This window comes from Megasphaera vaginalis (ex Srinivasan et al. 2021) (genome assembly GCF_000478965.1).
Taxonomy (GTDB): Bacteria; Bacillota; Negativicutes; order Veillonellales; family Megasphaeraceae; genus Megasphaera; species Megasphaera vaginalis.
The window spans coordinates 64,208-84,811 of the sequence record NZ_AWXA01000051.1 but is presented as its reverse complement, the minus strand read 5'-3'; the positions used below and the strand labels follow the sequence as shown (position 1 = coordinate 84,811).

The following is a 20,604-nucleotide window of genomic DNA, read 5'->3' as shown; positions in this document are numbered from 1 at the left end:
CGTCGGAGAGCAGTGCAGTTGCTGTTCTCCTTTTCATTTACTGATAGGGACATTATTTGCGGAAGAAGGAACGGTGTGTATGAAAGGGTTGGACCGGCATGTCTATTTGTTTTCTCTCGGTCATTTTTCCGTCGACTGGGTGCAAGGCGCCATACCGGCGCTGCTGCCTTATTTTATAACTGTCTGCCAACTGAATTATCGGGAAGCGACGACGCTGATTTTTGCCAATATGCTCTTGTCGTCCGTTTCGCAGCCTCTTTTCGGCTACTATTCGGATAAGATATCGAAGCCGTGGTTCGTTCCTCTGGGACCGGTCATTTGCGGCCTTTGCCTTACGGTCATCGCATTTACGACGGACTACTGGATTATTTTTATCTGTTCTATGTTCAGCGGTCTCGGATCTTCTATTTTTCATCCGGAAGCGGCGCGCCTCGTCAATCGCATTGCCGGCTCTCTGAAAGGGCAAGCCTTGGGCAGCTTCTCCGTAGGCGGTAATGCGGGTTTTGCCGTCGGGCCTGTTGCGGCCGGCCTCTGCGCATACAGCCTCGGTATTCACGGTCTCGTTGTGTTCGGTATCATCAACGGGCTTTTGGCTTTTTTTCTCTACCGTCGGATGCCCAGCGTCTTAGCGTTGGCGCAGGCTGCTGATGTTGCGGAAAATAAGGCGCATCCGCATGAAGGGAAGGAAAACGACTGGCGCAGTTTCGGCAAATTGACTGTTGTCATCTTTGCCCGCTCTATCGGCTTTGCCCTTTGCAATGCCTTTATTCCGTTATATTGGATCAATGTACTGCATACGTCGGCGGCACAGGGCAGCGCCGCCTTGTCCCTGCTATTTATCCTGGGCGTGGTCATTACGTTTGCCGGCGGCCTGCTTGCGGACCGCCTGGGGTTTATACGAGTTATGCGCTTATCTTTTTTGATTATGGTGCCGGCTATGTTCTTTTTCGTTAACAGTACGAATGTCTGGATTTCCACGCTGCTGCTGATTCCCGTCGGTCTTTCTCTTTTTGCGCCGTACAGTTCTATCGTCGTTTTGGGACAGACGTTTCTCGGCAAAAATGTCGGCTTTGCTTCGGGTATTACGTTGGGGTTGAGTACAACTGTCGGCGGCATCTTATCCCCTCTCGTCGGGTGGGGAGCTGACCAATGGGGGATTCCGACGGCATTGCAAGTGCTTTGGATCTGTGCGGCCGTCGGCGCTATCTTTTCCTTCCTCGTCAACGCGCCGCAGGAACGGCATTTCCGTTAAACCGCGATCACCTGGACGCTTTTTGCGCCATGCAGTCGGAAGTACTGGGCGCGCTTGACATAGGCGGTACTTGTGCTATACTAGACGAGTATCACGAGTATGGGCCTATAGCTCAGCCGGTCAGAGCGCACGCCTGATAAGCGTGAGGTCGGTGGTTCGAGTCCACCTAGGCCCACCATAAAAGTCATCGTAGGCAGGGAATACCCTTACGATGGCTTTTTTTTACATATATGGTATAATGACACCATAAAAAATACCGCTTAGCCGATAAAGGAGATATGACATGACCATCGCATCGTACATTGAGCACACGAATTTAAAACCTGACGCCGTTCCGGCAGATATCTTGCAATTATGTGATGAAGCCAAGACGAATCGTTTCGCAGCTGTCTGCGTCAATTCCGGTTATGTTTCCTTAGCCAAGAAAGAGTTGCAAGGAAGCGGCGTCCTTATTTCGGCTGTCGTCGCCTTTCCCTTGGGCGCGGCGATGACGGCGGCGAAGGCTGCGGAAACGGACTTCGCCGTCAGTGCCGGTGCCGATGAAATCGACATGGTCATGGCTATCGGCCGAGCCAAAGCCGGCGATTGGGACTATGTGCGCCGTGATGTGGAAGCCGTTGTAGCCGCTGCCGGGTCACATCCCGTAAAGGTCATTCTGGAGACGGGTCTTTTGACGGATGAGGAAAAGAAGGAGGCATGCCGTGTTGCAGTAACGGCAGGCGCGGCTTATGTCAAAACGTCGACCGGCTTCGGTCACGGCGGCGCGACGGCGGCGGATATTCGCCTCTTGCGGACCGTTGTCGGTACTGCGGCAAAAATCAAAGCAGCCGGCGGCATCCGCGACTACGCCGCAGCCAAAGCCATGCTCGACAGCGGCGCCGATCGTATCGGGACCAGTGCCGGCATTGCCATTGCAGGCGGCGAAAGGGATGAATGAAACGGACATGGCATTGCAGCAATTGGCAGTTTCTATTCAGGGACTCCGCAGGCAAAGGAGCTGCACGCCCGGGAAGGAGAATGTGGCCTCCGCTGCGGAGGTGTTGGCCGAAACGGATCCGGCAGGCGACTGCACCGTCGGGCTCCTGGCCAGCGGCAGTAGCGGTAATTGCGCGTTTATCCGCTTTGGCGAGACAAAAATACTGATTGATGCCGGTATCAGTTATCGCCGTATTACGCAAGGACTGCACCGTTTTCGGTGCACCCTCGATGATATCAGCGCCGTTTTCATTACACACGAGCACAGCGACCACATCCACGGACTGCCGATGGTGCTCAAGCACTCCAGGCTGCCTGTTTATACGACGTTGCCGACATGGCAGGCTATGGGCGACAAGACGGGCGCTTATAGCGATCGGTTTGTTCGCTTGACGAAACGGGTCACTGTCGGATCCATGCAGATCGTGCCTTTTTCCATTCCTCATGATGCGGCGCATCCCGTCGGTTATGCCGTTTACAGCGGCGGCCATAAAGTAACGGTGGCAACGGATTTGGGATATGTCACGCCTGATGTGGAAAGAGCGGCGGCGTTGGCGGATATTTTGATCCTTGAAGCCAATCATGACGAAGAAATGGTGCGGACCGGTCCGTATCCCCGCGCCTTGCAGGCGCGGATCCTCGGCCGCAGCGGTCATCTTTCCAACTATGCGGCAGCCGAGCTTTTGGCCAAGGTGCCGCAAAAGGACATGTTGAAGGTTTTGCTGGCGCACCGGAGCGAGAAGAATAATACTCCTGCCGCTACAATTCAGACGATGCGGACCGTTTTGGAGAAAAGCGAAAAAACGATCGGCAAGAATATTTTATTGCGACTGGCATCGCAGCAGAGCGGTGTCCGCTTTCAAATGGGAGTGACGAATGATGAAACATAAATCTACGCTTGCAGTCATTCTGGCGATTTTACTGATCGCCGCCGGAATTGCCGGAGGCTATTACCTGCACGGGCAGCTGTTCAAGACGACGCAGACCTTTAACGGGACGGCCAGTCAATTGACGGCCCCCGAAAAGGGCGGAACTATTTCCGACGCCCGCAATACGGCTGTCGTTCAGGCCGTCAAAAAGGTCGGTCCCGCCGTTGTCGGCATTACGACAAAGGTTTATAATCGCGACATTCTTAACCGCAAGATATTAGTCGGAGAAGGCGTCGGCTCAGGGATCATTTTTGATAAGTCCGGATACATTGTAACGAACAATCATGTCGTCGGTACGGAAAAAACGGTTATCGTATCGTTGGCAGACGGGCAGAGCACGGAAGGAAAGGTTATCGGTACGGATGCCAAGACGGATTTGGCTGTCGTCAAGATTGAGGTGGCGAATTTGCCTGTTGCCGAATTCGGCGACAGCGACTCGCTGCAAGTCGGTGAAACGGCCATCGCCATCGGCAACCCGCTGGGACTGGAATTTCAAGGCACTGTGACGACCGGGGTTATCAGCTCGCTGAACCGCACGTTGGGTGCGGAGAACCAGGGGTTAAAGCTGCTGCAAACCGATGCGGCCATTAATCCTGGCAATTCCGGCGGCGCTTTAGTCGACGCCGACGGCAAGGTCGTCGGCATCAACAGCGCGAAGATCTCGCAAGAAGGCGTTGAAGGGCTGGGATTCGCCATCCCCATCAATACGGCGCGGCCCATTCTTGAATCGCTGATCAAGAACGGCAAAGTCGTGCGACCCTATTTGGGACTTTACGGACTCGATAAAAAAATGGCTGCCCGTTTCGGGATGAATCTTGACGGCAACGGCATTTTTGTCTATAAGATTATTTCCGGCGGGCCTCTTGACGGCAGTGACATTCGTCGCGGTGATCTGATTACGAAGATCGGCGACAAAGCTGTTGAAGATTACACGACACTGCAGGATGTCATCGGTTCCTATCAGGTCGGCGATACCGTGACGATTACGTATGAACGGAACGGCTCCGAACACCAGGCGACAGTCAGATTGCAGGAAGCGCCACAGCAGGATGATCAGGAATAATGCGCTATCACCTGATTGTTGCGGGCAAGATAAAAGAAAAGTACCTGACTGCAGGCATTCATGAGTTCTTGAAGCGGCTCAGACCGTACGGGCAAGTAGCGATTACGGAGCTGAGCGAAGAAAAGATGCCCGAAAAGCCTTCGCTCAGGCAAAGGGAACAGGTCCTGGAAAAAGAGGGCGCCCGACTGTTACAGCATGTGCGGCAAGGTTCGCGCCTCGTTGTTCTCGACGTTGCCGGCGATCTCGTTTCTTCGGAGGGGTTGGCCGTCGATTTTGCCGAAGCGGCGCTGCGCGGTTGCAGTGAAATCACCTTTATTATCGGCGGTCCCTTCGGCCTTGCCGACAGTGTCAGACAGCGGGCTGATCGGCGTATTTCCTTCGGGCGCATTACGTTGACCCATCAGATGATTCGCCTTGTGCTGTTGGAACAGATATACAGGGCCGTCAAGATTCAACGTCATGAGCCCTATCATTTATGACGAGAAGAAAGCAGGAATTTCCGCGGTCGGCGTATAATACCTATACGTAGAGAATGTTAGTGGGACAATGGGCGTACATGGGATAAGGGGTTGAGCGTATGAAAGAACGGCTAGCATCTGATATTATGGAAAAGGTTTTTGTTTCGGCCAGTCCGGAAACGTCTGTCTTTGATCTGGTGCATATGTTTGTGAAGCATAAAATATCGGTCATTCCTATTGTCGATGACGAAGAGAAGCTGATCGGTATCATTACGGACGCCGACTTGTTGTATAAAAAGATAAAACCGCATGTACCGCATTACGTTAATCTTCTGGGGGCCAGCATTTATTACAACGGTATCAGTGAGTACGATAAGGGCTTTAAGAAGCTGATGGCCTGTACGGCGCGGGAAATGATGACGAAAAATGTTATCATTGCAGCTCCCGATGCCGATGTGGAACAGATTGCCGGAGTCATGGTTGCGGAGCATTTGAAGGTCATCCCCATTGTTAAGGATAAACGCGTTCTCGGTATCGTCACGCGGTATAATATTCTTGACGAATTATACAACGAATACGGCAATGATCCGGAAAAATAATAGTATAGTGCCACCGCGGTTCCGAGAGGGGCCGCGGTTTTTGCGGAAGCGGAAGGAGTAAAGCGTCACGATGATAATCAAGAAACATGTCCATATTATTGCCTGCGGCGGTACGATCGCCGGCAGGGCCGATACGGCGGCGGAGCTGATCGGGTATACGGCCGGCGCCATATCGATCGAGGACTTGCTGTCGTCCGTGCCTCAGGTGCAGGAGGCGGCACGGACGACAGGGGAACAATTCAGCAATATCGACAGTTCGAACATGACCGAAGCGCTTTGGTTGAAGTTGGCTGCGAGGACGGAAGCCTTATCCCGGTGCGACGATGTCGACGGCATCGTGATTACACACGGGACGGATACATTGGAAGAAACGGCGTATTTTCTCAACCTCATGGTTCATACCGATAAACCTGTCATCTTGACTGGTGCCATGAGGCCGGCGACGGCGATCAGTCCCGACGGCCCTTTAAATCTCCTGGAAGCCGTGCGTCTCGCGGCGTGTGCAGAAGCCGGCCGATATGGCGTTCTCGTTGCCATGAACGGAACCATTTGCGCGGCTCGTTTCGTGGAAAAGACGGATACGACACACGTACAGGCTTTTACCAGCAGACAGCATGGGATCGTCGGCCTGATTCAAGACGGCGTGCCCGTTTTCTACCAGGCGCCGCAGCGGCTTCATACGTATCAATCCGTGTTTTCCTGCACACCGGCGTCAGTGCTGCCGCCGGTGTGGATCCTGTACGGTCATGTCGGCATGGCGGCCGCCCTTGTCGACTGCGCCGTTGCTGCCGGTGTGCAGGGGCTGGTCTTGGCGGGACTCGGCTGCGGCAAAAATCCGGACTATGTCGGGCCGGCGCTGGAGCGGGCCGTGAAGAGGGGCGTCATTATCGTCAGAGCCTCGCGGGTTTTAGGCGGCATGGTTTCAACGGCAACAGCTGAAGAAGGGATCATCTGTGCTGATACGCTGACGCCGCAGAAGGCGAAGATCCTGCTTCAGGCGGCGTTGATGCAGACGCGGGATCAGGCGGCGATCGAGGCGTTTTTCCGCGCTTATTGAACGGCCCCGTTCTTGTACTGGCTTATGGCCTGTGATACAATGAATCAAGAAATTACTGTGCAGCAGTTTGTTTTTCGGATAGGAGCGATAAAGATGAAAAAATATACGACAGCAGTTGCGACGGCGCTTATGGCCGCCGTTTTGGGATCGACCGCCTTTGCCGTCAATACGGCGCCGGCGTTAAAGGATATCGATAACTATTGGGGCAAAACGGCGATTCAATATTTTTATGATAAGCACTATGTCAGCGGTTTTAACGGCGAATTTCGGCCGAATGACGAAGTGACTCGCGAAGGCGTCGCGGCTATCTTAAATAATGTTATCGGCGATTCCCAGGCTGCCGGTCAGCATTTATTCACCGATGTGCGGGGACGTTGGTCGGAACATGCCGTCAACGCTATGGTCGACAAACAGATTATGCGCGGTTACAGCGACAACACGTTCCGGCCTGAACAGAAGATTACGCGTGAAGAATTTGCCGTTTTGGCCTATAACTACATGAACTATAAAGGATTGGGCGCCCAGGAATCGGCCGTTCCCTATAAAGACGAAGCGCAGATTTCCTCTTGGGCCAAAAAAGCGGTGGATACCTTGGCGGCTGCAGGATACATGAAAGGCACCGACAATCTGTTTCAGCCGAAGGCGTATGTTACGCGCGGCGAAGCTGTCAATGTGCTCTATCGTATCCTGACGGGCGGCCAGCAGACCGTCACCGATCAGCGTGCTGTGGAAACGTTGGTGTTTGCCGATGTAACGAAGGCGTACGGATCTGTCAAGCGGTTTTCCCAAGACGGCATCATGTACTGGCAGGGCAATAAGTTGTATCTAGGAGCCAAAACGAAGGCAGACAGAGATAAATTGGCGGAAATCATCCGGACCGATACGGCTTTGCCGGTTGATACGGTGTATGTACGGCAGTCAACGTACAGCTATACGGAGTATAAAAATCTGACGGCAGAAGCCGAAAAAGTGTACAAGCAGAGTGAAGGGGCTGACGGCTTTGTAAAGACCGATGTCGATTATCTCAATGAAAAGGTGGTCCTGACCGTTCATTCCGTTTCGCCGGAAACGCAGCAGCACTTAAATGAGGCTCTCGGCAATGCCTTGCGCATTATCATTCAGTAAAGGAGCGGCCATGTATGAACGTTAAGATCCTCGCAGGGATTTTTACTGCTTTTTTGTCCGCCTTTTCAGCGGCTGCACAGGTGCCGTATACGGATCTGTCGGCACCGGCGCTGCGAACGGCTGTGGCGTATTTGTATGACGGCCAGTATCTGCCCTTTGTTCAAGGGACGTTATTTCATCCGGAAGAGCCGCTGACACGCGGCGATTTGGCGCAGTTGCTATGTCAGGTCGCCAACTTGCCCGTAACGGAAGGGGGGAGTGGCGAGCAGGCGATGGCACAAGTCGCGCAGGCAGGTATTATGCAGGATGGCGGGAACGGTTTTCGTCCTGATGAATCCGTTACGCGCGAAGAATTGGCAGGCATCCTTGCCCGATATCTTGCCTATGAGCGATTGGCGGAGGCGGATGGACAGGCGCCCCCTTATGCTGATGAAAAGGAAATCGGACCTTCCTTTTTGCCTGCCGTGCAACTTTTGCACAACAAGGGCATCATGGTCCCGGCAGACGGCTTTTTTAATCCGAACAAGACGGTGACGCGCGGTGAAGGCGCCGAAATTTTTTTCCGTCTGCTGAAAAACGACGGCACGTACATTTCGCATGTGCAAACGGAAAAAGAAGCCATTCAGGCTATTTGCGCCGTATACGGTTCGTTGCCGAACTATTATCGATACGGTACGTTGTATTGGGATGATGACACCTTGGTTTTGGGGCTTGCAGGGAAGCAGCAGGGGCGTTATGTTAAAGCGTATCTGCAGGCCGCCGTATCTCATCCCGGCGCAACCGTCGTTCGCAGCGCCACTCTTTCGCACGATGATTACCTTCAACTCATGACGCGCGCCGAAAAGCTGGCCGCCAGTCAAATCGCCGCAGGGGATTATGTCGGCGTTATGCCGGATTATCGGGCCGAGCAGATCGTCGTGATGACGCGGCAGCCGATGGAACAGTCTTTTGTAGAGGCGCTGCAGAAAGAGATCGGTACGACTGCGGTTCGCGTCGAAGATCTGCGGCATCCGACGTCGCTTCACCGGCAAGTTGCTGCACAGCCGTTACTGCAGAAAGGGAATATCAACGCTGTTTCCGCCGTAGAGACGGCAGGCAGAAAAGATGACGTTCCCCTATATTCGCCGCTTTTGGATCGAGCCGCATCCAAGGCTATTTATATCTATGAAAAGAAGCTGATTGAATAAGGAAATCCCTCAGGTTAACCTGAGGGATTTTTTTCGGCCGTCTTACGAAGGCGGCAATAAATAGGTGAGAAGTTCATCGGGCGCGTCGGCGAGTGCCGCAGGCCGCAGCCGTTGCAGGAAGGATCTGTCCCGGAATCCCCAAGTAACGAGAACGACAGGCAGGCCGGCATTGTCCGCCGTTAGTTTATCCACCTCCGAGTCGCCGATATAGACGGCTTCATCGGGACGGCAGTCAAGGCGGCGCAGGGCTTCCCGGATCATATCCGGCGCCGGTTTTTTGGCCAGATTCGGCGTTTCACCGAGGGCAAAGGCGACGGTGTTGCTGAAGAACTCTTCGTGCAATGCCGTTACGGCACGTTGTCCCTTGTTGGAAACGATGGCGTTCAGAGAACCGGCGGCTTTCAGTTGCTCCAGCATTTCCGCGATGCCCGCGTACGGATAGGTGTGGCCCTGACAGTGGCTGGTGTAATATTCCTTGAAAGCGTGAATTAAGGCTTCTTTTTCAGCGGCGCCGGTATCGGAGGCCGTGCGCTCAATTAAGCCTGCGTAGCCGTAGCCGAGGCATTGGCGTACGTCCTCTTTCGATACGGCCATTCTGCCGCGGACAGCAAAAATATGATTTAAACTGATCGTCAATTCATCCAATGTGTCCAATACGGTACCGTCCATATCGAAAATTGCCGCTTTGTAACGTAATTTATTCATGATATAGCCTCCTCGTTTCCCATTATAAACAGGTTTTTCTGTTTTGTCGAAAATGCGGTGACGATATATGCCGTCGTTCGATCCGGTTACTTACATGGCGAAATTCGGAACAGCCGTGTAAACCGATGCTTTTTGCTTCATGCCGGTACCGGCGGACGCCTTATTAAAAGAATGCGTAAATATAAACGAATAAAGATACACAATAGATGGTTAGTATGATACAATAAAACGTAAACGTGAAGGAAGCGATGAAGGAGTGGGTTTGATGGCAAAATTTTTACCCTATGCTATTTTGGCGGGCATAGTCGTTATCTTTTTTATCGTATGTTATATTCTTTATGCAGGCGGTAAGAGCGGTGATAAGAAGGGCGGACGGCAAAAGAAAAATAATCAGTCTTTTGCGGAGCAGCGTGAACTTGAGCAGAAACGATCCCTTTCCGTGCGGGAATTGGACAGAGGAAATACGGCTCCGGTAACGAAACTCACCAGAGACAACCGCAGGGAACGGCAGGAAGATCCGAAGGAAACGGCTTTCGTTACGACGAAAGGCGAAGCCGTACGAAAAGGCGGTAAGATCGTCTATCAGGAAGTACCGGCTGCGTCGCACCCTGCCGGAACCGAAGCGGATGCGACGAAGATCTTGTCGCGGTCGGAGATTTTGGCGGCAATGGAGAAGAAAGATAAAGAAGAAGCGGCAATTCAGAAGGCGGAACTCGGTGAGCTCCGCAGAGAAAAACGGAGTCATGGCGAGTCTGACGAATTGGCAGGCATGGCCTCTGTCGTTGCTGCCGATTTGGCTGAAAAAGAGGCGGAAAAACTTCCGTTCACCCAACCGATGGAACCGTTGTCGGCCGTGCACATTACGGATTCCGGCGCTAAAAAGCGTGACTTGGACAAGACGCGGAGCATGAAACCCGTTCATGTCGATGCGGCCGGAACGGAACGGCGTATAGCGGCAGACGCGGCAGTCATACAGCGAGTTGCCGCGCACAGCAGTGACGACAGCGACAAGGCGGCGTGGAGAAAAGAGCCGCTCCGGGATTCACCGGTCATTGCGCTTTGCGTCAAGACTTTTTTAAATCAATACGGGTTTGTTACCGAAGATCTGACGAAACAGGTGCAGTATATTACTGCAGCCGCATTTGAACGGATCGGTTGCCGGTCGGAGACGGATCGTACCGAGGCGATGCGTTCTTTTGACGCCCAAGAGGCGCTGCGCAACATTCAAAAAGCTTACGCCGCTCACCCGGAAGATTATGTAGCGCCGGTCCTGCTGCGCGCATTTTATGATATCGTTTGTCGGCCGCAGACGGAAACGCGGCACCTGGTAGCGATGGATGCGTTGAAAGTTATGCCGTATCTGTCGCGGAGCCATTATCAGATTTTGTCGATGCTGTTGCTTTTCCTGTACTCCCGCAATTCTCATAATGTCGATAAAGAAACGTTCGTTCAATATATAGACAAATATGTCATGCCTGTTATCAATCGGTTCCCGACGGAACGACCTTATTTTCAACAGCTTGATTACCTGAATTGTACGGCAGTGGAAGAAAAAGAAACGCATTTTGCTGAAATTTTAGCCGATTCCTACCCGTTGCTTTTTCGCTATCACGGTTTTACGGAAGAAGAACTGCGGAAAGCGTTGCACGGTAAACAAATTCCGAAAGAGTTTGTCGTCCAGTCCTTTAATTCGCCGCTGATCAAGTTGGCACTGGTCGACGATGTGATGTCGGCACGATTCTTCCGGCTTACCGGTATTACGGATCGGTCGGTTCAGGAACGTTTGCTCCGCTTGGCTCATAAACGGCCGGCGTCCTTCCGCGGCGAAGAAGCGCTGGATATTATGGAAGATATTTCTCCCGTACTGGCAGATCTCAGCGACATTTGGGACAGCACAATGCTGCGTGTTTCGACGTTGTCACTCTTGGGACTTTATTTGGCGCAAGGCTATGTAAAACAGGTCGTCGGTGAAGAGTTCGATTTGTCGCGATGGTTCGAGTAAGCGGAACAAGGAGGAGCCAAGACTAATGAAGAAAATACGCAAAGCCGTTATTCCCGCGGCCGGTTTCGGGACCCGATTTTTACCGGCTACGAAAGCGACGCCTAAGGAAATGCTTCCGATTGTCGATAAACCGACGATTCAATACATTGTAGAAGAAGCGCTGCAAAGCGGCATTGAAGAAATTTTGATCATCAGCGGTCACGCGAAGCGGGCGATTGAGGATCATTTCGACACCAATCCGGCGTTGGAGATGCATTTGGAGGAAAAGGGCAAAAGGGATCTGCTGAGACTTATCCGCAATATTTCGGAGATCAATATCCATTATGTTCGGCAAAAACATATGCGCGGCCTTGGCGACGCAATCCTTTGCGCGCGATCTTTTATCGACGATGAACCCTTTGCTGTTCTTCTCGGCGATGACATCGTTTATAACGAAACGAATCCGGCTTTGGGGCAAATGCTTGATCTGTATAATGAGTTGGACGCCACGATTTTAGGCTGTCAGGAAGTGCCGCTTGAAAAAGTGTCTTCCTATGGCATTGTTGAAGGGGTACCGACCGGGAATCCGGCCGTCACAAAAGTGACGAATATGGTGGAAAAACCGGCCGTAGAAGAAGCGCCCAGCCGCATGGCCGTTTTGGGAAGATACATCATCACGCCTGATGTTTTTGAAACGCTGCGGTGTATCGGGCCCGGCAAGGGCGGTGAAGTGCAGCTTACTGATGCGCTGCAGATCATGGCTGCCCGTGAGGCGGTTTATGCGTATTGCTTTGAAGGAGAGCGCTATGATGTCGGAGACAAGTTGGGCTTTTTAAAAGCAACTGTCGAGTATGCTCTGCGCAGGCCGGATTTAGGAGAGCGTTTTCGCGCGTATTTAAGAACTGTTATTAAATGAACATAGTAATAACTTGATAGATAACGTGCGGAAGCGCTGTTTATCTGTCCGTGTAATGGTAAAAACTTAATATAAGGAAGGCATAGACAAAAAAAGGTTGTCTATGCCTTTTTTTATATGCAAGAGGAGTTGACAAATAAAATGAAAATAGTTATAATTTTCACTATAAGATATGAAAATTATTTTCAAAAAAGAGGTGGCCAGAATGTTTCAGAACAGTGATTTTTGGATCGGATTAGGTGTCGGGATTGTGGCAGGTGCTTTCGGGTATAAATTGATCACCGAAAGAGAACAGCAGTTGTTGGCATTGCAGCAGCCGGCTGCCGGCAACGTTGCCGCAACGATTCCGCTGGCTGAGTTGCAACGTCAGAAAGAGGAATTGGAAGATCTGATCGCTGCCCAAGAAGCAGCTCAGGCATAAGATCACATCGGAAGAAAGACTGCCTCGTTCGGGGTAGTCTTTTTTTGGAAATACGTGTTGAGGAAAAGAGGGGATGTGCATTTATGTTTTCCGTTTTTCAATGGCAGTTTTTTCTGCGATCTCTTATCGTTTCTTCTTATCTTCCGGGGCGTATTCGACTGCACAGTCGGTTTCTGATTGGCAATTCAATTTTATGCAAGGCTGTATATACGCGCATAGCGTCGTATAAGGAGATTGATCTTGTCGAAGTAAATAAGGCGACAGGTTCCGTTCTGATCAGCTATAATCCTGCCGTTCTGCGGAAAAATGCCGACCTCGTGTATATGGAAAATTATTTTAAAAACCGCGTGGAAAGGAGTCGGTAATTATGTCTTACACTTCCGGATTTATGCTTGGCGTCTCATTAGGGAAAGCGTTTCATTCGTGTTTTCGAGGCAAGACACGGGGGACTGAGCGTAAAGGCTGCCTGGTACCGGAGAAATACCCGATACCATTGCCCCGCTTTTTTTGTGAAAGCGCCCTTTCGGGACGTCGCCGTTATCGGGCGGCGGCCTTGGTCGGGAACGAGGCCTTGAAGAATTTGCTGGAGGCGTATTTACAGCGTCTTTCGGGGGTGCAAAAGGTTGAAGCTTCGGCCCGTACGGGCAGCATTCTTTTACATGCCGGCAACGAAGCCGTATTGGATCGCATTGAACGGGTATTGGCGGAAAAAATCTTTGCCGCCACGAAAAACGGATTGATTGGAAATGTTCCGGAAAATGAAAGCATCGTGCAAGGATCCTTGTATGCGGACACGGCTCATCAGATGGCATCTTCCGTCAGCCGTTCCATCGTTCGCCGCACGGATCGCGCTTTTGACCTGAGCTCTCTTCTGTCGCTGTTTTTTTTGCTCAGGGGGCTGCGTAAGATGATTTTTGAAAGACAGATGCCTTCCGGTCCGCAGATGATTTGGTGGGCCATGTCCCTGTTGCGGAGGTGGTGAACGAATGTATCGATTGTGCCATCAGCCGCTGAAACGTGAAATACCGCTTCGCCTTCGCCCTGTTTTGGCGGCGCAGCTGCGGCGTGTGCAGGCCGTTGCCGCCGTTTCGGTAACGGATAAGGGAGTCGGAATCTATTACCGGAGTGGTCTCCGATTGCAGGCTGTCAGTGGGGTTATTCGCCAATTCGAAAAATCTTTCGGAACGAAACCGGTCGGGAAGCAGGAGCCGGATGCGGCTGCTTACCGGCGTGAGGCGATCCTTTCCGTCGGCGGTTTTGTGATCATGAATATGCTTCACAAGCTTGATCCTGCCTCGTATGACAAACTGTTGCTTTTGCGGCGTTTATTTACGCTGTTGATTGCTCGCCGCTATATTAAGAACGGAGTTGCCGGTCTTTGGCAGGAAGGCAGAGCCAATGCCGATACGTTGACGGCGACGGCCGTTGCCGCATCTGTATTGGCCGGAAGACCGGAGTCTAGTCTGACGCTGCTGGCGCTATCAAACGGTGCGGAAATGCTGACAGAGTATGCCGCCGAACGGGCGCGGAAACAAATCTCGGGACTGCTGCATTTGGATCAGCGCGAAGTGTGGCTGATCGAAGACGGTCGGGAACGGCAGGTGCCGGTGGAATCGTTGCAGGCAGGCGACCGTATTGCCGTTCATTTAGGTGAAAAAATTTGTGTTGACGGACGCGTTATCAGTGGCGACGCCGCCGTGAATCAGGCTTCCATTACAGGCGAGTCCAATCCGGCGATCAAACAAAGGGGATCTTTTGTCTACGCCGGCAGCGTTATTGAAGCCGGTGACTTGGTCGTTCACGTAGAGAAAGTCGGTAAGGATACGTCTTTAGCGCAAGTTGTTCATTTAGTTGAAGAGGCGCAGACACGGCGCGCTCCCGTACAGAATTTTGCGGATCGGATGGCGAACATGCTTGTTCCGGTATCTTTTATCGGCGCCGCTATCGTATATGGCGCTACAAGAGATTGGCAACGCGTTCTCAATCTTCTGTTCATCGACTTTTCCTGCGGTCTGAAATTGTCGACGGCGACGGCGATTTCCGCCGCCATCGGCGTCGCTGCGCGGCAGGGGATCTTGATCAAAGGCGGCAACTACATTGAAAACCTGGCTGATATTGATACCGTTGTCCTGGATAAGACCGGGACGATTACCGTAGGCGTTCCGCAGATCGCGCATATTAATTTGGCTGAAGGTGTTGCGGAAGAAGAGCTGATTCGCCTTGCGGCATCGGCGGAGCTGCATTCGGTCCATCCTTTGGCAGTAGCAATTCAACGGTACGTAAAAGAGCGCCAATGGGACGTGCCGCCTCACGTGGCGACGGAAACCGTCGTTGCCCGGGGCATGCGCGCCGTTATTGCCGACGTTGCCGATTTTTCGGGCGGCACGGTGCTTGTCGGCAGCCGTCGCTTTATGGAAGAAGAACGCGTAAGCGGTCTGCCGGAGATCCGTCATAAGAATTGGGGTAAAAATCGTCTTTACGTAGCCAGTAACGGCAGCTATATCGGCAGCATGATCATTCAGGATCCGATACGGCCGGCCATGAAGAAAACGCTTAATCAAATGCGTCGTCTCGGTGTTGATGAAATTATCATGTTAACCGGTGATTCTAAAGAAGCTGCGGCAGAAGTAGCGCTGCAAATGGATATTGATTCCTATCATGCCGAAATATTGCCGGAAGATAAGGCTGATTATGTCATGAAGCTGCAGAAGAGAGGCAATGTAATGATGGTCGGTGACGGGATCAACGATGCACCGGCGCTGGCCTTTGCCGATATCGGCGTCAGCCTCGGCGGCAGCAAGACGGACATCGCTGCTGAATCGTCGGCTATTACCATCCGTTCGGAAGACCCCGGAAAATTGTATGAAGCGTTGCGCATTGGCAGAAGGACGATGCAGATCATTAATCAAAACTTTACGGCGACTATTGCCGTAAACTCGGCAGCGATGATGCTGGGCGCACTGGGAAAGATAAGCCCTCTTTGGGCGGCCGTCATTCATAATACGGCAACCTTGGCTGTCGTTCTCAACAGCGTGCGGATCTTGAACTATTCCCGTCGCCGGAACCGTTAAGATAAGGGAGAGCGTGTAGGCTCTCCCCTTCTTTTTATCATAAAGTATACTTCATAGGTATTGATTTAGCAGAGACCTTGTGCTATACTATAAATGAAAAAAAGTTTTTTTCTGTGAAGGGGGATCGATAGTATGAAAATTGAAAAAGGAACCATCGTATCCGTCTTGAACGGCGGCCTGGCCGAAGTGAAAGTCGGACAGCATACGGAGTACTCCTTTTATGAAGGGACTCAGTTCGCGCCGGAAATCACGATTAAAGCGTTGAACCCGATCGGTGCCGCCGCCGGTCAGCATGTTCGCTTTCTTGTTGACGATCGCAATATTGTTATGAGCTCATTTATTTGCTTTATCATGCCGCTGTTGCTGGCGGCGGCCGGCGCTTTTTTCGGTGATCTGGCCGTCGGAGACATGTTGGCTCTCGGGGTGAGCCGGGGTGCTGCAGTCGGCGCTCTGATCGGGTTGGTTGCCGGTGTTTTTGGTATCAAGCTCTTCGAACGTTCCCTGTCCGGGAAGGATGAATATAAAGCTAGAATCGTAGAGATCCTACCGGAAGGATACGAGTCGCCGGAGCCGCAACGGCCGGAATTGTAAAATCACTGCAGTCGCCGGCGCTTCCGTTGAAGGTAATGGTGAGGTATGCTATAATGCAAAGCAGCCCTCGGAGAGGTGCTTCTTTGACGAAGGGAGAAGATTATTATGAAAGTAGAAGAAGGAACGATTATTTCTCTTCTTGATAATGGGTTGGCAGAAATAAAAGTAGGCCGCCATTCCGACTGCATCGCTTGCGGCGCTTGCGACGGCGCCAATGATATTGTTGTCAAAGCGTTGAATCCCGTCGGCGCTAAAGTGGGGCAGCATGTATCTTTTGAATTGCGGGAAACGAATATTGTTGTCGGTGCCTTTGTCTGTTTCATCATGCCGCTTCTGGTTGCGGTGATCGGCGCGTTTCTCGGGTATTTGGCCGGGCAAAACGGCAGCGTTGATACGGTGCAGGCCGAGATCGTCGGCGGTATCGCCGGTTTCTGTGTCGGATTGATCGGGGTGAAGTTGTTTGACCGGTCCCTGTCGAACGATGATAAAGTCAAACCGAAGGTCATCCAGATACACGGTCATTAAGGCTGACGATTTGCAGGAAGAATTGATAACAGAGAGATAAGCGCGCTTCTTTTGCACTGAACGACGGGGTTGTTCAGCACAGAGGAGGCGCTTTTTGCGTGAACGCACGAATTGATGCGTACTCGGTAAGGGCGAGATGAAACGCAAAGGCGTAAAAAAGGCTGTCTGCACGACGGCAGACAGCCTTTTGTTTCAAACCAGTCCGAACGACACTGTGAGTCCGGCAACGCCGCACAGGATGAAAATGGCGGCGGCAACGTAGCGAATTTGCTTGGCCGGGAGATGTTTGTTAAGGACGATGCCGGCAATAATGCCGAAACCGTCGGCAATGACCATACCCAACGTCGTACCGCAGAGAATCGGTACGAGCTGACCGAATTGTGCGGCGATGGTGATCGTTGCCAGTTGCGTTTTGTCGCCCATTTCTGCGGCGAAAAAAGCAATGGCGACGGTCCAGAAAGGATTGAACCGGTCTTTCGTATCTTCTCCGTCGAGCGTGTCGCCGCGGATCGTCCACAAACCGAAAAAGATAAAGGCCAGAGAAGCGATGATTTTTATCGTCTCCATGTGGATGAGGCTGTTCAGGTAGACACCTATGAGGATGGCAAAGAGATGGTTGACGATCGTCGCGACGGTAATAGCGGCCATTACGGTTTTCCAATTGAATCGTGTTGCGAAAGCCATGGCTAAAAGTTGTGTTTTATCGCCCAATTCGGCGAGGACAACCATGAGTAAAGCAGTTATGAAAGCAGTCATAAGATGGAAGCTCCTGACATCATGAGAATTATAATTCAACTGGCAAGCACGTTTCTTTCGCCAGAACCGTACCGTCTTTCAAACGGACGGAGATGACCGATATGGTGCTTGTCGTATCGCTTATGACCATTTGTCCGAGGGGATAAAACTGCGCCGTCGCAAGGGGGGATAACAAAAATTGGCTTGTATGAGGCTGTTCCGGATCAGCGGCGGACAGATGCATTTCCGTACGGTAAAGAATGGTGTCATCGTTGCTGCGCCGCAGCGTATAAACGGCACGAACATTGCTGAGGGCAGCCGTTCCTGACGGAAAATGGGCCACATACTGAATGCGCAGGAAAGTCGGTGCGTTTTTGTCGTCTTGTCGGATCAAGGCGGCTGCCGTGACCTCTGCTCCGGCTAATTTATCGATTTGCCGCTGCTGGTCTTCGTTATATGTCGCCAGCGCCGTTCGGTAGGCCCGGCGAAGATCGCGGACAAGGAGCGGGGCGTCCGAAAATTCCTGCAGTTGCCAGCGATGGAGATCGTTCCGTTTCCAAATCGTCGGGCAGAGAATGTCCTGATCAAGGGCATCATTATGCAGCGTAAAGGTTATTTCCGCCGTTGTTTCCGTTAACGGGCGGCTGAAGGACATAGCCGTACAGTGCCAGTTTGTCAGCGGCACGGGCAAGTTCAGCTCCCGCATCTGTCCGGCCATTTTTTGTGAAACGGCGAGGGCGTTTTGGTCGTCTGTTCGGCCCGCCGTTTCATTCTTTATCCATTGTCGGCCTGTGGCAATGAAATCGGTGCGCAGCGGCAGCCAGATCAGCCGGGCCGCAGCCGACGGTTCCGCCGTGCCCTGGTATTCGCTTGTCAAGGCATCAAAAAACTGTGCCGTCAGCGACTCGCCGTTCATATACGCTGCCGCCCGGTCCGGATCGTTTTCCCGTATTGCCGCGACCAGCCGGCTTGCCGCGTAATCAGGCGTATCCCTGTACAAACGGTCGTAAGACAGAAAGAGGCCGGCGCAGCAAAGGAAGAACAGACATAAGGCGGCAAGCAGCTTTATATCCCAGAAGCGATTTTTCGGTTTTGCCATAGGCGTACCTCGATTTATAAAAGAAAACTAAAGACACGGCAAATTATACCATATTTTAATAAACTGGAGCAATAAAAAGGAAATGGCTGACAGAATATCGAATACTACCTATTAAGTATGTCTTGTGTTCAGGAAGGATTCATGATATGGTAACTTTATACGATAAGGGCAATCAAAAGGAATATCAAGTTGAAGCGGGAATGACTTTGGCGGAAATCGAACGCCTCTGTTGTAAGCCGCAACGGTGGAGGACGGCGGCGGCTTTATATAACAATGACTTTGTCGGACTGCAGACCCCGGTCAGGGAGAGCGGTACTGTCGAATGGTTTTCCATGGCCTCCCTTGAGGGCAACCAGTGTATTGCGCGAACCGTGATATTTCTTCTTTCCCGCGCCGTTTCCGATCTGTATCCCCGCGGCATTGTCTGTGTCAAGCACGCCCTGCGGAAGGCACTGTACTGTGAATTGCAGATCGGACATACCGTGACGGCGGCAGATGTCGATGCCATCAAGACGCGGATGCGCGAAATCACGGCGCAAGATGAACCGATTACACAAGTTGTCGTCAGCGCCGAAACGGCAAGAACCATGTGTCTGAACCGACAGATGAAACGGGAAGCGGAGCTTTTGGAACATGTGGAGATGGATTATGTCATGGCCTATCAATGCGGGCAGGCTTTTGACTATTTCATGGGGCCGCTGTTGCCGAGCATGGGATATGTGACATGTTTCAATTTGCGTTCCTATGCGCCGGGCGTTATTCTCGAGTATCCCCACGTCGGCGATCCCGATACGCTGCCGCCGTATAAGGAGATTCCTAAAATGGCGCGTCTGTTTTTGGAGGCGGAAGAGTGGGGACGTATTGTGCGTTGCGAATACGTATCCGACTTGAACCGATACATTGAAGACGGCACGATCAAGGCTATCGTCGATATGGCGGAAGCACTGCAGGAAAAAAAATTAGGCCATCTTGCCGATTATATCGTTGAACAGCGTCCGAAGATCAAAGTCGTCCTTATCGCCGGCCCCTCTTCGGCAGGGAAGACGACGTTCTGTAAACGGCTGGTAACGCAGCTTCGCGTTGTCGGTTTGCGGCCGGTATCCGTTTCGTTAGACGATTACTTTTACAATCGGGAAGATACGCCGAAAAATCCGGACGGGTCATATGACTTTGAATCGTTGCGGGCTATTAACATACCGCTTTTCAATAAGCAGATTGATGACTTGCAGCAAGGCCGGCCCGTTCGTCTGGCGCGGTTTGATTTCGTCACGGGACAGCGCTTCTTTGATGACGAGGAAACCTGTTTGGAACCGGATCAGCCTATTGTCGTCGAAGGCTTGCACGCTTTAAATGATTCGCTGACATACATGCTGCCGCGTTACGAGAAGGTGAAAATTTCTCTCGGCGTGCTGACGCAGATACGGATTAATGACCACAACCGCATCTCAACTTCCGATACGCGCATTTTGCGCCGTATCGTACGGGATCATCAATTTCGCAATCGCGGTCCGCAGGCGACAATGGAAATTTGGAGCGATGTGCGTCGCGGTGAAGAAGCGAATATTTACCCTTATCAGGAAGATGCCGATTCGATCTTCAATACGGCGCTACCGTATGAAATATCCGTTCTCAAGACCTATGCGGAGCCTCTGTTGCAGATGATCGGTCAGGACAGCGAACATTATGCCGAAGCGCAGCGGCTGCTGAAGTTCCTCCGGCCTTTCCGTCCTCTTGATGCCGCTTTGGTGCCGGAAAATTCATGGCTTCGTGAGTTTATCGGCAGATAACGGGCAAACAGATGTTTTGGCGGCGAATCGGATCGCTGCCGGCTAGTTGTGTGTCAGCAGTGTCTCGTGGTTTGCATTTCAGCTTCAGCCATGAGAATCGACAGTCATTTGTTGACAAAGAGTAATGT

The 20,604-nt window shown here is 52.0% G+C and carries 21 protein-coding genes and 1 tRNA gene; 19 read left to right on the top strand and 3 right to left on the bottom strand.

Annotated elements, in window-relative coordinates:
* Positions 1-79: 79 nt before the first annotated feature.
* The 10 genes from HMPREF1250_RS09050 (at position 80) to HMPREF1250_RS09005 (ending at position 8,645) form a co-directional block, all read left to right on the top strand.
* Positions 80-1,252, top strand: coding sequence for an MFS transporter (locus HMPREF1250_RS09050; RefSeq protein WP_023054337.1), 1,173 nt, complete (start codon positions 80-82; stop codon positions 1,250-1,252).
* A gap of 101 nt (positions 1,253-1,353) precedes the next feature.
* Positions 1,354-1,430: transfer RNA gene (locus tag HMPREF1250_RS09045), tRNA-Ile, on the top strand.
* A 105-nt stretch (positions 1,431-1,535) separates the two neighbouring features.
* On the top strand, positions 1,536-2,189 hold the full coding sequence (gene deoC / locus HMPREF1250_RS09040; RefSeq protein WP_023054310.1) for a deoxyribose-phosphate aldolase: 654 nt from the start codon (positions 1,536-1,538) through the stop codon (positions 2,187-2,189).
* Entirely contained in the window at positions 2,182-3,117 is a 936-nt protein-coding gene (locus tag HMPREF1250_RS09035; protein ID WP_023054320.1) for an MBL fold metallo-hydrolase, read from the top strand. Before deoC ends, HMPREF1250_RS09035 begins: the two co-directional genes overlap by 8 nt.
* The gene (locus HMPREF1250_RS09030) at positions 3,104-4,219 is read left to right on the top strand and encodes a S1C family serine protease (protein ID WP_036243149.1); all 1,116 of its coding nucleotides are present in this window, start codon (positions 3,104-3,106) and stop codon (positions 4,217-4,219) included. The genes HMPREF1250_RS09035 and HMPREF1250_RS09030 overlap by 14 nt, the downstream gene beginning before the upstream one ends.
* The gene (gene rlmH, locus HMPREF1250_RS09025) at positions 4,219-4,698 is read left to right on the top strand and encodes a 23S rRNA (pseudouridine(1915)-N(3))-methyltransferase RlmH (protein WP_023054321.1); all 480 of its coding nucleotides are present in this window, start codon (positions 4,219-4,221) and stop codon (positions 4,696-4,698) included. Before HMPREF1250_RS09030 ends, rlmH begins: the two co-directional genes overlap by 1 nt.
* Before the next feature lie 98 nt (positions 4,699-4,796).
* On the top strand, positions 4,797-5,276 hold the full coding sequence (locus HMPREF1250_RS09020; RefSeq protein ID WP_023054278.1) for a CBS domain-containing protein: 480 nt from the start codon (positions 4,797-4,799) through the stop codon (positions 5,274-5,276).
* Between the two features lie 70 nt (positions 5,277-5,346).
* Positions 5,347-6,333, top strand: a complete 987-nt coding sequence (locus HMPREF1250_RS09015; protein WP_023054311.1) for an asparaginase — start codon at positions 5,347-5,349, stop codon at positions 6,331-6,333.
* A gap of 93 nt (positions 6,334-6,426) precedes the next feature.
* The gene (locus tag HMPREF1250_RS09010; RefSeq protein WP_036243146.1) at positions 6,427-7,458 is read left to right on the top strand and encodes an S-layer homology domain-containing protein; all 1,032 of its coding nucleotides are present in this window, start codon (positions 6,427-6,429) and stop codon (positions 7,456-7,458) included.
* 14 nt (positions 7,459-7,472) lie between these two features.
* Positions 7,473-8,645 (top strand): S-layer homology domain-containing protein, encoded by a 1,173-nt coding sequence (locus HMPREF1250_RS09005; protein WP_023054293.1) that lies wholly within the window; start codon positions 7,473-7,475, stop codon positions 8,643-8,645.
* Positions 8,646-8,687: 42 nt separating this feature from the next.
* On the opposite strand, the gene HMPREF1250_RS09000 is transcribed toward HMPREF1250_RS09005, so the two are convergent.
* A complete protein-coding gene (locus tag HMPREF1250_RS09000; protein ID WP_023054336.1) occupies positions 8,688-9,350 on the bottom strand; it encodes an HAD family hydrolase in 663 nt (220 codons plus the stop codon).
* Between the two features lie 265 nt (positions 9,351-9,615).
* Between HMPREF1250_RS09000 and HMPREF1250_RS08995 the strand changes: the two genes are divergently transcribed.
* The 8 genes from HMPREF1250_RS08995 (at position 9,616) to HMPREF1250_RS08960 (ending at position 16,855) form a co-directional block, all read left to right on the top strand.
* Complete coding sequence (locus tag HMPREF1250_RS08995; protein ID WP_023054363.1) at positions 9,616-11,352, top strand: LPO_1073/Vpar_1526 family protein; 1,737 nt, start codon at positions 9,616-9,618, stop codon at positions 11,350-11,352.
* A gap of 25 nt (positions 11,353-11,377) precedes the next feature.
* Positions 11,378-12,247, top strand: a complete 870-nt coding sequence (gene galU, locus HMPREF1250_RS08990) for a UTP--glucose-1-phosphate uridylyltransferase GalU (RefSeq protein WP_023054333.1) — start codon at positions 11,378-11,380, stop codon at positions 12,245-12,247.
* Positions 12,248-12,452: 205 nt separating this feature from the next.
* Positions 12,453-12,668, top strand: a complete 216-nt coding sequence (locus HMPREF1250_RS08985) for a hypothetical protein (protein WP_036243144.1) — start codon at positions 12,453-12,455, stop codon at positions 12,666-12,668.
* 83 nt (positions 12,669-12,751) lie between these two features.
* Entirely contained in the window at positions 12,752-13,033 is a 282-nt protein-coding gene (locus tag HMPREF1250_RS08980; protein ID WP_023054307.1) for an HMA2 domain-containing protein, read from the top strand.
* A gap of 2 nt (positions 13,034-13,035) precedes the next feature.
* Positions 13,036-13,650 (top strand): HMA2 domain-containing protein, encoded by a 615-nt coding sequence (locus HMPREF1250_RS08975; protein WP_023054328.1) that lies wholly within the window; start codon positions 13,036-13,038, stop codon positions 13,648-13,650.
* A 4-nt stretch (positions 13,651-13,654) separates the two neighbouring features.
* Positions 13,655-15,739 (top strand): heavy metal translocating P-type ATPase, encoded by a 2,085-nt coding sequence (locus tag HMPREF1250_RS08970; protein ID WP_023054292.1) that lies wholly within the window; start codon positions 13,655-13,657, stop codon positions 15,737-15,739.
* A 132-nt stretch (positions 15,740-15,871) separates the two neighbouring features.
* The gene (locus HMPREF1250_RS08965) at positions 15,872-16,330 is read left to right on the top strand and encodes a SoxR reducing system RseC family protein (protein ID WP_023054290.1); all 459 of its coding nucleotides are present in this window, start codon (positions 15,872-15,874) and stop codon (positions 16,328-16,330) included.
* A gap of 105 nt (positions 16,331-16,435) precedes the next feature.
* Entirely contained in the window at positions 16,436-16,855 is a 420-nt protein-coding gene (locus HMPREF1250_RS08960) for a SoxR reducing system RseC family protein (RefSeq protein WP_023054364.1), read from the top strand.
* 192 nt (positions 16,856-17,047) lie between these two features.
* Here the strand turns inward: HMPREF1250_RS08960 and HMPREF1250_RS08955 are convergent, their stop codons facing one another.
* Together HMPREF1250_RS08955 and HMPREF1250_RS08950 are read right to left on the bottom strand one after the other, a co-directional pair.
* Complete coding sequence (locus HMPREF1250_RS08955; RefSeq protein WP_023054323.1) at positions 17,048-17,611, bottom strand: TMEM165/GDT1 family protein; 564 nt, start codon at positions 17,609-17,611, stop codon at positions 17,048-17,050.
* 28 nt (positions 17,612-17,639) lie between these two features.
* Positions 17,640-18,689 (bottom strand): hypothetical protein, encoded by a 1,050-nt coding sequence (locus HMPREF1250_RS08950; RefSeq protein WP_023054316.1) that lies wholly within the window; start codon positions 18,687-18,689, stop codon positions 17,640-17,642.
* Between the two features lie 146 nt (positions 18,690-18,835).
* On the opposite strand from HMPREF1250_RS08950, the gene HMPREF1250_RS08945 reads away from it, so the two are divergent.
* Entirely contained in the window at positions 18,836-20,476 is a 1,641-nt protein-coding gene (locus HMPREF1250_RS08945; protein ID WP_023054380.1) for a nucleoside kinase, read from the top strand.
* The last annotated feature ends 128 nt before the right edge of the window (positions 20,477-20,604 follow it).